Source organism: Acinetobacter sp. GWC1_38_13 (assembly GCF_001767535.1).
Lineage (GTDB): Bacteria > Pseudomonadota > Gammaproteobacteria > Pseudomonadales > Moraxellaceae > Acinetobacter > Acinetobacter junii.
On the sequence record NZ_MELG01000046.1, the window covers coordinates 13,579 to 28,924 of the forward strand.

A 15,346-nucleotide genomic window follows, 5' to 3' on the forward strand; every position below is an offset into this window, starting at 1 on the left:
CTCAATTACCAACGCACTTCAAATTTCTTACGTAGCCAAATAGCAAGGCTGTTTAAACCAATCATCAATGCTAGAAGCACAATAATCGCTGCTGCTGTACGTCCTTCAAAGAAGTTACGTAGTTCATTACCTTGCCACAAATATACTTGTACAGGCAATGCTGTTGCTTGATCAAGTGGTGATGTCGGAACACTTGCAACGAAGGCACTCATACCAATCAGGAGTAATGGCGCTGTTTCACCCAATGCGTGTGCTACACCAATAATCGAACCTGTCATAATGCCAGGAAGCGCGAGTGGCAATACATGATGGAAGACTGTTTGTACTTTCGATGCACCTAAACCTAATGCAGCTTGACGGATAGATGGTGGTACTGCCTTCAATGATGCACGTGTGGTAATGATTACAGTTGGCAGTGTCATTAGACTTAAAACCAAACCACCCACCAACGGAGCTGAAAGTGGCAGTTGCATCCATCCGATAAAGATAGCAGCACCTAACAAACCAAACACAATCGAAGGAACAGCAGCCAAGTTATTAATATTTACTTCGATGATGTCTGTCATCATATTCTTCGGCGCAAATTCTTCCAAGTAAATGGCACTTGCAACCCCAATTGGAATAGAGATCACGATCACGATGAGCATCATGAACAATGAACCCATGAATGCACCAGCCAAACCACTGATTGCAGGAGAACTACGAGAGTCAGGGCTAACAAATAAGTTGGTATTAAACGTACTTTCAATGATCCCTTTTGCTTCTAACTGATCAGCGAGTTGACGTACTTCTGGATCAAGTTGTTGCTGATCATCAGGCAATGAACGATCAATATTTCCAGATAACCATACATCGACATTGGCATCTGCCAAGAATTTAAGTTCTTGCTTAGTGCCAATTAATGCTGGATTTGCAAGAACCATATCACGTAAACGGTATGCTTCAGAGCTAGTATACATACCAGTCAAATAATCACGTTGCGACTCAAGTGCTGGGTCTTTAGCAACAATACCATTTACGATCAATGCATCCCAATCCACCATACCCATTTCAGTTTGCCAAGCAACAAAGCGCTCTTCAAAATGAGCTGGCGATTCACCCGCAGTTGGTTTTGGTTTCGGTCCTGCATTAATGATCGTAGGATCAAAATAAACAGGAACAGTCATACTACTCTGCCAGAAAGCTGGTAAGCCTCTCGCTAAAATACTTCCGAATAGTAAAGCAACAAATGCCAAACCAATCACGACTGCAGAGAAACCACCCAAGCGGAACATTTTTTCTTTGCGATGACGTTTTGCCAACGAGCTTTGGATAACTTTTTTGCGCTGTTCACGTTGTTCAGCAGCCACTTGAGGATCAAACGCATTTGGATCCAAAGGAGATGTCTTTGATGAACTCATTCGTATTGCTCACGATATTTGCGCACGATATACAGTGCAATAATGTTTAGACCCAAAGTAATCACAAACAACGTTAAACCTAGGGCAAATGCAACCAATGCTTGTGGACTTGCGAAATCTGTATCGCCAGTTAACTGTTTTACAATCGTTACCGTCACTGTTGAAACCGCTTCTAATGGGTTTGCATGCAGTAATGGACTATTCCCTGCTGCGAGTACCACAATCATGGTCTCACCAACAGCACGAGAAACAGCAAGTAAAAATGCGCCTGTAATACCAGGAAGTGCAGCAGGTAAAACAACTTGTCTAATCGTTTCAGATTTTGTAGCACCCAAACCTAAAGAACCATCACGGAGTGAACGTGGAACTTGAGTAATGATGTCATCTGATAATGATGATACGAATGGGATAATCATAATTCCCATAACAAAGCCAGCAGTCAAAGCACTTGTCGCATTGATATTGATACCAACACTTTCACCTACCATTTTAAAGAATGGTCCGATGACCATAAGTGCAAATACACCGTAAACAATAGTAGGAATACCTGCTAATACTTCTATAATTGGTTTTGCCCAAGCACGCAGCTTTGGAGATGCATATTCTGCCAAGTAAATTGCAATCATTAAGCCAATCGGAACCGCAACAAGTAATGCGATACCACTGACCATTAATGTCCCCCAAAGTAATGGCAAAATACCATAACTGCCTTCAGCATTTCCTGTTGTGCTGAAACCTGGGTTCCATTCTGTACCGAAGAAGAAATCAGTAGGACTGACAAATTTAAAGAAATGTAATGCTTCTGTCAGCATCGAAAGAACGATACCAATAGTTGTTAAAATCGCAACACCAGAACATAGAATCAAGGCAACGTTAATTGTTTTTTCAACCTGATTTCGTGCACGATATTGCTCACTAACTTTACGCTTTGCCCAAACTAAACCAGCTAACGCGACACTGATAACTACAGCTAACTTAGCAAAAGTCCCAATCGTTTGAAATTTTGCTAATTGTTGTGCAGCAGCAACTTCATAAGCCGCAGCTTGATCCGTGACACCAAAACCTGAAGCAATGGCTTGAACACGATCAATTAATACATCACGCCCTGCTTCATCTAAAGTTGCACTGACGGATGCTGGGATATTATTAAAAATAATATGTTGTAAAACACTCGGCTCAACCAAGTTCCAAATTATCAAAATTAAAAAAGCAGGAATACCACACCACAAGGCAACCAAAGCCCCGTAATACACAGGACGAGAATGTAGTGCTACTGAGTTATTCCCCTTACCTGCTAGGTTACGGCTTTTGCTCAGCCCGATTTGATATGCGATTGCCACAAGGGCTAATAACACACCGATAAGTAGCAGATTCATGTAATCTCCACTGTTTTCTCAATTTTCATCATTTGAAAAAACTTAGCTAGACAAAAAGGCCGATGAACCTAAGTCTCACCAGCCTCCGTTATTAAGTAAACTTATTTAACTGTTTTACCAGCTTTAAAATCAGCAAGGATTTTTGCACGTTCTTTGTCATTCAATGCGATCAAACCAGCTTTTTCTAACTTAGAGCCTTTACCAGATACTTTCTTGTTTAAGAAGTATTCTACGTATTGTGGTAAACCTTTGATTGACTTCAAGTGTTCGCCTTTCACATAGAAGAACAATGGGCGAGAAACTGGGTACTGACCACTTAAAATTGTCTTCTCAGAAGGAACAACGTTGTTTACAGTTGCAACACGTAACTTGTCACGGTTCAAGTCATAGAAGCCAAGACCAAATACACCTACAGCGCTTGGTGAAGTCTTTAAGCGAGCAAGAGTTTCTGTATAGTCACCAGCGATTTCGATTACGCGACCATCTTTACGGAATGTAGAGCACGCTTTTTTCTGAGCTTCTTTGTCTAAGTTTTTGAAGTAATCATAAGCTTCACAACCTGCTTCAACCATTTTCTCTTGGAATACTTCACGAGTACCGTGGTTAGATGCAGGAATAACTAAAGTAATCGGCTCATTTGGTAAAGATTTATCAATTTGGTTCCAAGTTGTATATGGGTTTGGAACTAATTTACCATTTGAAGGTAATTGAGCAGATAATGCTGTGAATACGTGATAAGGTTTTAATTTATACGCAGCTTTTTTTACATTTGATGCAAATACGATACCGTCATAACCAATTTTGATTTCTTGGATTTGGTTTACGCCAGCTTTTTTACATGCAGCGATTTCAGTATCTTTGATAGCACGTGAAGAGTTCGCGATATCAATTGTGTTGTCGCCAACACCTTGACAGAATTGTTTCAAACCACCTGAAGAACCGCCTGAACCAACAACTGGTGCTTTGAATTGTGGGAAAGTATTACCAAATTCTTCTGCAACAATACTTGCATAAGGTAATACAGTTGATGAACCAGCAATTTGAATCGTATCACGAGCTGCGTTAGCAGTTCCTGCTACAGTTGCCCCAGATACAGCTAATGCAAGTGCGATATAACGTGGATTTAAGCGCATTCTGTCTTCTCTCATTTATACAATTTGATTTACAACTCTTTTAACTTCAAGTGTTGTACTTTGGTTAACTGCATTTTGATCAGATAATATGACAAATAGGTTACAACTTTGTGACTCTTTGATGATAATTGATGTGATGTGTGATAATTAATTAAATATTTATCAATATCAATTATATAAACGAATAATTTTATTGTTAAAAAATTGCTATTTTCAGCAGAGCTGCAATATTTCATTGAATTATTACACCCTCTGCTCGATTTTTAAAGGAAATATGCATCCATTAATTGAAAAAATATTGCGACTAAGATTTAAAGCATTTTTCCCACTCTAAAATAGTATGACAATTTTATTAATTCAAATATGGTCTAAAAACCAAACAATTCCAACATTTTTGAATTTAAAAGTATGTTTTTAGATTTCTTTAAACTCATCGAATGATCAAAAAATAGTACATTTAAATAAAGACTGTGTTCTAAAAAAATCAACAATCTATTCAGTTTATTGAAATTTCTTAGAACGGTGTATTGATCTATATTCATTTTAAATGAATAGAAAACTGAGATCATGAATACCAAAGCCATTGCGACATTTAACCCAGATTTACCGATCCATATGACCTTTCCTGAGCATGACTGGCACTTGCTTTCCCAACACTGGTATCCGATTGCCTTAGCACGTGATATTACAGAACAGCCAACTGCTACAATGCTATTGGATATGCCATTAGTAATTTATAAAATAGCCGATCAAGTTATTGTTGCAAAGGATGCTTGTCCTCACCGTGGTGTTCCTCTAAGTCTAGGGCGTAATGATGGTCTTGGAGTAGTTTGTCGCTATCATGGTTTACGTTTTGGCGAAGATGGAAAATGCAATCGAATTCCTACGTACCCAGAGCATAAAATATCTGATCGCTTCCATTTAAAAACATATGCTGCTGCTGAAAAATATGGGTTGATCTGGTGTTGCTTAACCGCTCCATTAAATGAAAAACCCAATATTCCACATATGCCCTATTGGGATGATTCAAATTTTCAACAACTGGTTTGTCCATTTGTAGATTTAAATTGTTTTGCTGGTCGTCAGCTAGAAGGCTTCATTGATGTGGCTCATTTTGCTTGGGTACATCCTGATACTTTTGGTGATCCTGACAATGTTGAAGTTCCTGATTACATAACAACCGAGACCAATTATGGTTTTGATGCAGACTATCTCAGCAGTGTTGGTCGTTATCCAATTGGGATTGACCAACGTGGCAAAGAAGGTTTTCAATGGCTAAGACATTTCGAAATCAGTCTTCCTTTCACTGCAACACTAACGATCCATTTTCCCCACAATAGTAAGCAAGTAATTATGAATGCAGCGAGTCCTGTATCTGCTCGTCAAACGCGCTTATTTGCTCCAATCTGTCGGAATTATGATAAATATCTCCCTGTTGAAGATGCTTATAAATTTAACTTAGCTATATTTGAAGAAGACAGACTAATTGTCGAGACGCAAAAACCTAAATATCTTCCATTAGATCTTTCTATGGAAGCTCATTTTCCAGCCGATCGCAGTTCAAGCATGTATCGAAAACTATTGCGAAAAATGGGATTCAGTCCAATTTTTGCAGCTTAATATTACTTTATATAAATTTATAAATAAAAAAGAGGTCTTTCAAAGACCTCTTTTTTATTGGCATATCAAATTAAATTGCAATTAATCGATCGCAGGAACATAAGTACCAGCAACGATTGCATCTTTAATACGATCAGCTTCTGCAAGCACAAGTGCAAGAAGATTTTGAACGTTTTCAAGCGTTGCAACTGGACTTAAAGTTGTCATTTTCAATGATTGAACCTGACCAACTTTAGTCACACCAATATTCGCCTCACCACGTGCAAATAATTCATCTGCAACATTTTGGTTCAAACTATCGATAAACTCAGTTGGATAGCCTTCTGGAACAACACGGAACAGAACAGAAGCAAATTGTGGTTCAACCAACAATTCTAGACCTGCGGTTGCTTTGATATAGTCTGCAACTTCACGTGTTAATTTCACACCATGGTCGATCATTGAACCATAAAGCTCTTCACCTAATGCTTCAACCGTCATCCACAATTTCAATGCATCAAAACGACGAGTCGTTTGCAATGATTTAGACACAAGGTTAGGTACACCATGCTCTTCATCATAAGCAGAGTTTAAATACTCAGCTTCATAATGCATAAAGCGATAGTTAGCCTCGTCTTTCAACAAGAAAGCGCCACAACTAATGCTTTGGAAATAATGCTTATGGAAATCAAGTGTGATTGAGTCTGACAATTCAATTCCATCAAGCATTGCACGATGATCATTAGAAAGAATCAGCGCACCACCCCAAGCAGCATCAATATGCATCCAAGAACCAAATTTATTGGTAATTTCACGGATTTTCTTGAGTGGATCGATTGCACCAGCATCTGTCGTACCCGCTGTAGCAACAACACAAGCAACAATTTTGCCTTCAGACTGAAGATGTGCCATGGTTTTTTCGAGTGCATCGACATCCATTTGCGCATTTTCATTGACAGGAACAGTCACGACCGACTGGAAGCCCATCCCCATCATTGCCATATTCTTTTGCACAGAGAAGTGTGCATTTTCAGAACAAATGACTTTGACGTTTTTCATTGCTTCTGCAGGAATACCATCACGCTGAACAGACCATGGATTACCATTTTCATCTTTCCAGTTTTTCGAGATACACCAGTCACGTGCAAGCAATACACCCATCAAGTTAGACTGTGTTCCACCCGAAGTGAATACACCTGCTTGACCTGCGCCATAGCCCACTTTTTGGCGTAACCAATCAATAAGCTGAACTTCCATCAATGAACCCGCTGGGCTTTGATCCCATGAATCCATAGATTGGTTCGTTGCATTGATTAACACTTCCGCAATTTGGCTCATCACCATCGTTGGGCAATGCAAATGTGCAAGTGAGTGTGGATGATGTACTTTTAAACTTTTGTTGAGGAAAAGCTCAACCATACGTTGTAATGATTGTTGTACACCTAAACCTTCTTTTGATGGATTAAAAGAAATTGCTGCTCGCAAATCTTTAATGCTTCCACCTGTGTACATTTTATCATTTTGCAACCATGCTGAAACGGCTTTAACCGCTTCGCCCATTGCTGACTGATAGTCAGCAATGGATTGTGCATCATTGCAGAGTAACGCTTTACGATGTTCTGCAAAATCAACCATGGATTAGCCTCGTACTGCTTTTAAAGCTTCTGCAATCGCTTTTTTGAAGCGTGCAACTACTTCAACACATTCGTCTTGATTGATGATAAGTGGGCAAAGTAAACGAATTACAGTACCGTTACGACCACCTTTCTCTAGTAAAAGTTTATTGTTGAAACAAGCGGTTTGAATTGCCGCAGCTAATTGTGCATCAGCAGGAAGTGAACCCATATGATCAGCTGGTTTACGCTCATCAACGATTTCAACGCCGATCATCAAACCACGACCACGGACATTACCAATACATGGGAACTCTTGAGCTAACTTTTTGAATTCAGCTTGTAAGAAGTCACCACGCTGTTGCGCATTTTGAGCAAGGTTTTGTTCAGAAATAGTTTTTAGAACCATTAAACCTGTACCCATTGCCAACTGGTTGCCACGGAAAGTACCCGTGTGACCTGCTGGCTGCCAAGCATCAAACTTACGCTTAATACCAAGCACGGCTAATGGTAAACCACCACCTACAGCTTTTGACATCACCACAACATCAGGCTCGATACCGGCATGTTCAAAGGCAAACATTTTACCTGAACGTGCAAAACCAGCTTGAACTTCGTCCAAAATTAAAACGATGTTGTGCTTTTCAGTCACTTCACGAATTTTTTGTAACCACTTAACAGGTGCAGTTACGACACCGCCTTCACCTTGAATTGCTTCAAGAATCACAGCAGCAGGTTTCGTTACACCACTTTCAACGTCTTCGATGAAATTTTCAAAGAAGTAAGTCAAAGCATCAACACCCGCTTCACCACCTAAACCAAGTGGGCAACGATATTCATGTGGATATGGCATAAACTGAACGCCAGGCATAAGACCATTCACGGCATTTTTAGCACTCAAGTTACCTGTCATCGACAGTGAACCATGAGTCATACCGTGGTATCCACCTGAAAAACTGATCACAGAACTACGACCAGTATATGTTTTAGCAAGTTTAATCGCCGCTTCTGTAGCATCTGCACCAGATGGTCCACAGAACTGTAAGCAATATTCTTCTTTACCGCCTGGCAAGTAAGCCAAAAGTGCTTCAGTAAAAGCATCTTTTAAAGGAGTCGTTAAGTCTAAAGTATGCAAAGGCAAGCCACTTGCCAATGTATCTTGAATACTTTGAATCACCGCAGGATGATTATGACCTAAAGCCAATGTTCCTGCCCCAGCTAAACAGTCGAGGTATTGAGTACCCTCAACATCTGTAACCCAGCAGCCCTGTGCTTTCGCTATCGCTAACGGTAATTTACGTGGATAACTACGAACATTTGATTCCATCTGACTTTGGCGAGTCAAATAATATTCGTTGGATGCATTAGCGGCAGGGTTTACGGAAGTAACGCTCATATCGAATTACCATCTCTGATATGGGTAAAAGAAATAAGTCTGGTGACTTGCGGTCGTTTGACTCGGTGCTTTTTAGAATCTAGTGCAGACAAAATGTTTTATATCTTTCAACTAGGTGCGAGATGATACCTAATTTTGAAATAAAATAAACTCTTTTTATGCCTGACATTCATCTAATATTATTGAAAAAATGTTTCTTTCAATTAACTATGATGAATTATCATCATACTATGTGACAAGCGAAAGAAAGTATGCTTTTTTTATCTACATATTAATTTTTAGATAAATGGTCAAAATCACCATCATAACTATTTATTATTTAAATACTTTTATTTAATTTTCTTATTGCAAAACATCTCAAATTTATTACAAAGACACCACAAAATCTGCAGAAGTTCAACATCAGTTCTTTTTAATATGAAAGTTGTAAAAATAATTTGTTAATCGTCACTTTAAGGAAAAATTTATGCGTACTTTAGCACTCGCTTCGATGATGTTAGGTGCAGCTCTCAGTTCAAGCGCATTTGCCCAAGATTCCAACCAATTAAACTATAATATCGTCAATATCCAAGCTGATGCATCACGCCAAGTTGCCAATGATCAAATGCAGGCAGTTCTGTACATCGAAAAGAGTCATAAGCAACCTGCCGAACTCTCCAATCAAATCAATCAACTGATGAATCAAGCTCAAGCTCTTTCTCGGAAATATCCTCAAGTCAAAGTCGAAACGGGTGCTCAAAGCACTTATCCTGTTTATGACAATGACAACAATAAATTAAAAGAATGGCGTGCCCGTGCAGAAATCCAGTTAGAAAGTAAGGACTTCAAAGCGGCAAGTCAGTTAATCAGTGAACTGCAACAAAATTTTCAAACTCAATCTATTAACTTTACCGTCTCTGATGAGCAACGAAAGAAAGTTGAAAATGAGTTAATGATCGAGGCTTCTAAAAACTTTCAACAGCGTGCTCAATCAATCACGCAAGCGTGGAACAAAGCACAATATAATCTTGTCAGTTTAAATTTAAATACGAGCAATTACTTCCCTCAACCCATGATGCGTGGTGGAGTTGCAAAATTTGCAATGGCAGAAGCTGCTCCTGCTCAAGATATGGCTGCGGGTGAGTCAAAAATTATCGTAAATGCTAATGGTTCGATTCAATTCAAATAATTTGAATGGGCATAAATACAAGAAAAGGCATGTAATATGCCTTTTCTTCACTCTATCTCAGCTAAATTTTGTAAAGAATCCCATGCAGCTTTAGCCAACAATTCTCGATAAATTTTCGGATTAGTATCAACCTTTTCAAACAAACAAGCACGGCAATAGTTTTCTGTTGCACCAATCACTAAAGACATCATTAACTCTGCTGGAGCTGATTTCAATAAAGATGCTTCAGAATACTGTGAAATGTAGTTGCGTAGCGTTTTATTTCGGAGCTTATTCTTTTCAATTAGAACCGAACGGTGTTCACCTTTCATCACACTGTAATGTGCAAGTAATAAAAATTTAGCGAACTCTGGCTGATCAGCAACCCAATCAACATAACTATAAATCAAGCTATAGATCAGTTCTTTTAAAGATTGCGTCTGCTCTAAGTATTGATCTCTTAATCTTGATTGATCATCTAAAGCTGCAAACATTAAAGCGGCAATTACACCCTCTTTATTTTTGAAATGATGATAGATCCCTCCTACACTGCTGTCTGAACGTTCTCTAATCATCTCAATGCTAGTGGCATCTAATCCAAACTCTAAAAAACACGATAACGCATCAAATAATATTTGACGCTTTAATAAAGATCTTCGTTGAGGATACAACCTTTCTAATAATTGTTGAGCCGTTTGCATATTCAATTTGAGTTCACCGATTGTCGGAACTATTGTGAATGACTTGACCATAACTTGTAAACAGAATTATATTCTGTAAAAGAATTAAATTCTGTTTTCATCAAGGTAATTTAACATAGCTTCAACTCTAGAATTGTGGAACAAAGCTTCTGCTTTACCCGCAGGCAAATGGACATTTACACGCATGCTTTGCCTAAAAGCACCATATTTCAGTAGTATTTCTCCGCTATTTGAAGAACTAAAGCCGAATTCGTGCAAAATTTCGATTAAGAAAAAACGTTCAGTGCTCAACCATATAGGAACTGTACACGCGATCGCGATGTGTAATATGGCTGAACTTGCTGGAGGAACAATGACAGAAGTTACCGTTCCTGCAACACATCGTTGGATTCCTAAAGGAATGACTGTTGAATATTTGAAAAAAGCAGAAACTGATTTGATCGCAATTGCCTCACCTGTTGAACAAAATTATGATTGGGATAAAGCAGGTGAATATCTTGTCAATGTCGATGTTTTCGACAAAGCCAATGAAAAAGTTTTCCACGCAAAAATTACAATGTGGATTTCTAAAAAGAAATAAAAAAAGCCCCGATATAAAAACATATCGGGGCTTTTTTTGAATCAGAGATTACTTTTTAAAAGGTAATGCATATTTGAAGATACGTCCCACAACTTCGCCGAATTGCTTTACAAAGCTTGCGTTGTTGTAATTCAAACCATATTTTTTACATACCGCTTCAACTTTAGGTGCGATTTCACGGTAACGGCGTGCTGGAATATCAGGAAATAAGTGGTGCTCAATTTGATGACTCAAATGACCCGTCAAAATATGAAAAGCCTCCGATCCTGTTAAATTTGACGAACCGCGTATTTGTCGCATATACCAATGACCACGGCTTTCATTTTGTAAAACTGCTTTAGGGAAAACTTCTGCATCCTTAGTAAAATGTCCGCAGAAAATAATACTGAATGTCCAGATATTACGAAGACCATTGGCAACAAGATTACCCGTGAAAACAGGAATCGCCGATGGACCCGCGATCAATGGAAAGAAAACATAATCTTTAAACAGTTGCTTCGCGATTTTCTTTTGCACAGGTTTCCATTCCTGCTTAAACTCGTCCATGGTCTTACGCTTGTAGACAACTTTACCTAATTCAAGATTTTGAATCGCAACACCCCATTGGAACAATAGGCTAAATGGCACGATATAAATTGGTTGAATTAAAGTAAATTTAGTCCAACGTTGTTCTGGAAATAAACGAAATACCCCATAACCCACATCATCATCCATTCCCTTAACATTGGTATAAGTATGATGCTTATAATTATGAGTTTGACGCCAGTTATCCGACGTCCCAACTGTATCCCACTCGTAGGTTTGACCGTTAAATTTTGGATCATTCATCCAGTCATATTGTCCATGCATCACATTATGACCTAATTCCATATTTTCCATGATTTTGGCATAGCCCAATAAGCCAGTACCTAATAGCCAAGCTGGTGGAAACCATCCAGCAAAGAGTAATGCACGACCTAAGAAACTACTATATCGAATAGACGCATAAACTCGACGAATATACTTCGCGTCTTTCTCGCCTAAATCATTCAGTACTTCTTGTTTGATTTGGTCTAATTCACGGGCAAAAGCATCTAACTCAGCAGCAGTTAAATCACGGTTTTTTGGATTTTTAAAATATTGAACTTTAACAGACATGTTCATAATCTTTATCTCTCTTATAGATCAATCACAAGATCTGATTGAGCTGAATTCACACAAATTTTTAATAACTGAGTCGGTTCTTGATTTGCAGCACCATTCAGCAAGTTCTTTGTCGCACCTTGGGCTTTAGTACAAGCACATTTGTTGCAAATTCCCATACGACAACCATGATTTGGCTTGATACCTTGCTGTTCTAAGCTCGATAAAATCGACTGACCTTTAGGAATGGCGACTGTTTTATTGGACTTAGTCAACGTGACATTAATGAAGCCAATATCTGTTTGCTCAGCACTAAATTGACTTAAGCTAAAAGCCTCAGTCTGTACGACGGCAGCCTCAACAAATAAAGATTCTGCTGTTGAAGCAAATCCTGAGGGACCACATGCGTAAACGGTAATTTCATTTAACGCACCCAAAGTTTCGACATGATTTTGGTTTAGGCGTTGATCTTGTTCTTGGGTATAGAAAATCTGATAACTGAAATTTGGAAAGTTTTCTGCGATCTCTTTTAAATAATCTGTGTATGCAGCGTCCTGATGAGTTTTGACCCAGTACATAAGTTGTACAGGTGTTTTGTTCAATTGCTTGGTCTGACTCAAACTTTCGATCAAGCTCAACATCGGTGTAATACCACTGCCCGCAGCGAGTAAAAGTAACTTTGGTGTCTGAATACTCTGTTGCATATCACCATATGGTTGTCCCAAACGGAGGATATCTCCAACTTGGCTTTTTTCGACCAACCATGAACTGACCAAACCTTGATCAACTTTTTTGACTGTTAAGCACAGATGATCAGCATCTAACTGCATCAGACTATATGTCCGTTCGTAATGACGACCTGCAATTTCAACCGTCACAGGATGGTGTTGCCCTGCAAGTCCACGTGCTACATGACGATTACATTCTAAAATAAGGCTAACTGTATCTTTTGCTACAACTTGTTTTTTTACGACTCGTGCTAGGGACTGATTGATTGACCATAAAGGATTAACTTTTTGCAACCAAAAATCAGCATCGTGATGTGCTATTACGCTTTGAACCAATGAATTAAATAATGAAGTTCTCTTTTGGAGTGCTTGCATGATCGGGAACTCTGATCGTTTTTTAATTATTATACATATGTATATATATTTGTATATACACTCGTATAAAAATTTACATTTCACAAGTCTTTGTACAACAGCTATAATCCTGACTAGCTAACTTATATTTTGAAAACAATGGTTCATTCTTCTTTTTTACCGCTTGGCAATGACACAGTAAATGAACAAGATGTCATCCAAATGAAATCTCAAGTACGTTCGGTTGGTAGAAAAGCAACGATTACGCGTGAGGAATTGTTCCAAGCCACCTTAAACTTGATCGGTCCTCAAAAAAGTATCGCTTCTCTTAGTCTGCGTGAGATAGCCCGTGAAGCAGGGATTGCACCAAATAGCTTTTATCGTCATTTCAAAGACATTGATGAACTTGCGATTGCATTGATAGACCGCTCTGGTTTGGTATTGCGCCGTATCATTCGTGAAGCTCGACTGCAAGCCTCTAAACAACAAAGTATTATTCGCAGTTCTGTTGAAGTCTTTATCCAGCAATTGGATGCAGATGAAGGCAACTTAAGTTTATTGTTGCGTGAAGGCTATACAGGTTCAACCTCCTACAAAGCTGCTGTTGATCGCCAACTCAATTTTTTCCAACAAGAACTCCAAGAAGATTTAATCCGCTTAGAACAAATGAATAATGGCAAAATTAGTCATGCTGATATTGCCGCGAAAGCGATTACACAACTCGTATTTAATATGGGTGCAAAAGTTATTGAGATACCTGCTGAACAGCGCACCGAAGTTGCTGAACAAACCATGATTATGATTCGTATGATCTTGGAAGGTGCACGTCATTTAGATGAATCAAGTATTCGATAATACTTGTTCATCACTGCACGACAAGCCGCTTCGCCTCATCGGGTGAAATCTCAGTATTAAAGCGAATTTGCTCTTCAATAATTTCTACAGGAATAAATCGAACCTGCACGACAGTCGGATTACTTCGATCATCTGCTGCCATCATCTGATTCAGTTGCTTGATTTGACTGAGCGTAGGTACCGTATCCCCTCGCACGACAACTCGAATTAAGGTGTATTGCTTTTGCTGCTCGAACTGAATAGTGTCAATAATATTATTTTTTTGATTTAGTAATTGCTCAATCGCAGTTTTAGATTTAGTTTCATACATTTGTTTTTGCAACATATGTATGAAATTAGCAGATAAATAAATTGCGAGTATCAAAAGGAAAATTAAGCTGATTGCATTTCTTTTGATAAATTCCAAAACATTACTTTGTACTTGTTCATTTGAACCACGTCTGAAACCTGCAATCCACAACACGAGTGAAGAACTAATCTGAATAGCAACCATATTGGTTAAAGCCAATAAAAATGCATTTGCTGAATGACGTAATTCCGCATGGGCTAACAATATGCCACTTGCCACTAATGGTGGAACCAATGCAGTCGCCACAGCAACACCAACCACCGCTACAGACAATCTTGGTGAAATTGAAGCAAACGCCCCTGCTGCACCGCCTGCTAAGGCAATCATCAAATCAATTACTGTCGGCTGAGTTCGAGATAAAATTTCACTGGTTAAAGGCATATTGAAGTTAATCAAACCCAATACGACACCAATACTAAAAATCATCACCACGCCCAGTGCTAGGGTTTTCAGAGCGGTTTGTAATAGAATCCACCGATTATCAATAAATGCTAGTGCAATGCCTGAAATGGGTCCCAACATCATTGCAACCAGCATTGCTCCTATTACAACTGCGGCTGAGTCTGCCAACAATCCATAACCAGCAATCACTGCAGCTAAGGCATTCATAATAAAATACGTTTTGGTTGGTAAAGCATCTGCCTGAATATTTAGTCGTACATGCTTGTGATCAATTTTCCTAGAATTTTCTCTTAAGGCTTGTTTATATCTAAGCTTTTCCTTTAAACGTTCTATATGAGCCTGTTCAGGATGATCATTAATGACGATTGTAGGTCTATCTTTTTCATTTTCCATTGTTTTTATACTCATCTCATAAACAGAAGTTTCATGCAAAGTCCTAATTTACTTTTTGGTTGATTATTTAAATCATGCTTAGTTCAACCTTACTCTAACACCATGTAATTACAATAGAAAAAATATTTAAACTCACCATAATTTACAAAAGGGTTAAGAATTAAAACACTCCTTCTGCACAGCGCGGGTTAAGCTGAA

Annotated in this window: 13 protein-coding genes; 4 read left to right on the plus strand and 9 right to left on the minus strand. The window is 38.7% G+C overall.

What is annotated here, in order from left to right:
- Positions 1–5: 5 nt before the first annotated feature.
- The 3 genes from pstA to A2003_RS04580 form a co-directional block, all read right to left on the minus strand.
- Positions 6–1,400, minus strand: a complete 1,395-nt coding sequence (pstA, locus tag A2003_RS04570) for a phosphate ABC transporter permease PstA (protein ID WP_005402278.1) — start codon at positions 1,398–1,400, stop codon at positions 6–8.
- The gene (pstC, locus tag A2003_RS04575) at positions 1,397–2,776 is read right to left on the minus strand and encodes a phosphate ABC transporter permease subunit PstC (protein ID WP_004912533.1); all 1,380 of its coding nucleotides are present in this window, start codon (positions 2,774–2,776) and stop codon (positions 1,397–1,399) included. Before pstC ends, pstA begins: the two co-directional genes overlap by 4 nt.
- 101 nt (positions 2,777–2,877) lie before the next feature.
- Positions 2,878–3,909, minus strand: coding sequence for a substrate-binding domain-containing protein (locus A2003_RS04580; RefSeq protein WP_004912535.1), 1,032 nt, complete (start codon positions 3,907–3,909; stop codon positions 2,878–2,880).
- 567 nt (positions 3,910–4,476) lie between these two features.
- Here A2003_RS04580 and A2003_RS04585 point away from each other — a divergent pair.
- Positions 4,477–5,529, plus strand: a complete 1,053-nt coding sequence (locus A2003_RS04585; protein ID WP_286686875.1) for a Rieske 2Fe-2S domain-containing protein — start codon at positions 4,477–4,479, stop codon at positions 5,527–5,529.
- Between the two features lie 81 nt (positions 5,530–5,610).
- Here A2003_RS04585 and A2003_RS04590 read toward each other — a convergent pair whose 3' ends face one another.
- Both A2003_RS04590 and A2003_RS04595 read right to left on the minus strand, forming a co-directional pair.
- Complete coding sequence (locus A2003_RS04590; protein ID WP_005402276.1) at positions 5,611–7,143, minus strand: pyridoxal phosphate-dependent decarboxylase family protein; 1,533 nt, start codon at positions 7,141–7,143, stop codon at positions 5,611–5,613.
- Between the two features lie 3 nt (positions 7,144–7,146).
- Entirely contained in the window at positions 7,147–8,517 is a 1,371-nt protein-coding gene (locus tag A2003_RS04595; protein ID WP_042891120.1) for a diaminobutyrate--2-oxoglutarate transaminase, read from the minus strand.
- Positions 8,518–8,983: 466 nt separating this feature from the next.
- Between A2003_RS04595 and A2003_RS04600 the strand changes: the two genes are divergently transcribed.
- The gene (locus A2003_RS04600; RefSeq protein ID WP_004956273.1) at positions 8,984–9,685 is read left to right on the plus strand and encodes an SIMPL domain-containing protein; all 702 of its coding nucleotides are present in this window, start codon (positions 8,984–8,986) and stop codon (positions 9,683–9,685) included.
- Between the two features lie 47 nt (positions 9,686–9,732).
- On the opposite strand, the gene A2003_RS04605 is transcribed toward A2003_RS04600, so the two are convergent.
- Positions 9,733–10,365 carry a TetR/AcrR family transcriptional regulator gene (locus A2003_RS04605; RefSeq protein ID WP_286686878.1) on the minus strand — a complete coding sequence of 211 codons (633 nt, stop codon included), beginning with the start codon at positions 10,363–10,365 and terminating at the stop codon, positions 9,733–9,735.
- A gap of 115 nt (positions 10,366–10,480) precedes the next feature.
- Between A2003_RS04605 and A2003_RS04610 the strand changes: the two genes are divergently transcribed.
- The gene (locus tag A2003_RS04610; protein WP_004912553.1) at positions 10,481–10,945 is read left to right on the plus strand and encodes a hotdog fold domain-containing protein; all 465 of its coding nucleotides are present in this window, start codon (positions 10,481–10,483) and stop codon (positions 10,943–10,945) included.
- A gap of 48 nt (positions 10,946–10,993) precedes the next feature.
- On the opposite strand, the gene A2003_RS04615 is transcribed toward A2003_RS04610, so the two are convergent.
- The gene (locus A2003_RS04615; RefSeq protein WP_112986983.1) at positions 10,994–12,088 is read right to left on the minus strand and encodes a fatty acid desaturase family protein; all 1,095 of its coding nucleotides are present in this window, start codon (positions 12,086–12,088) and stop codon (positions 10,994–10,996) included.
- A 14-nt stretch (positions 12,089–12,102) separates the two neighbouring features.
- The gene (locus A2003_RS04620) at positions 12,103–13,170 is read right to left on the minus strand and encodes a ferredoxin reductase (protein ID WP_112986982.1); all 1,068 of its coding nucleotides are present in this window, start codon (positions 13,168–13,170) and stop codon (positions 12,103–12,105) included.
- Positions 13,171–13,308: 138 nt separating this feature from the next.
- Between A2003_RS04620 and fabR the strand changes: the two genes are divergently transcribed.
- On the plus strand, positions 13,309–14,004 hold the full coding sequence (gene fabR / locus A2003_RS04625; RefSeq protein ID WP_004912559.1) for an HTH-type transcriptional repressor FabR: 696 nt from the start codon (positions 13,309–13,311) through the stop codon (positions 14,002–14,004).
- 10 nt (positions 14,005–14,014) lie between these two features.
- Here the strand turns inward: fabR and A2003_RS04630 are convergent, their stop codons facing one another.
- The gene (locus tag A2003_RS04630; protein WP_112986981.1) at positions 14,015–15,148 is read right to left on the minus strand and encodes a TIGR00341 family protein; all 1,134 of its coding nucleotides are present in this window, start codon (positions 15,146–15,148) and stop codon (positions 14,015–14,017) included.
- Positions 15,149–15,346 lie beyond the last annotated feature (198 nt).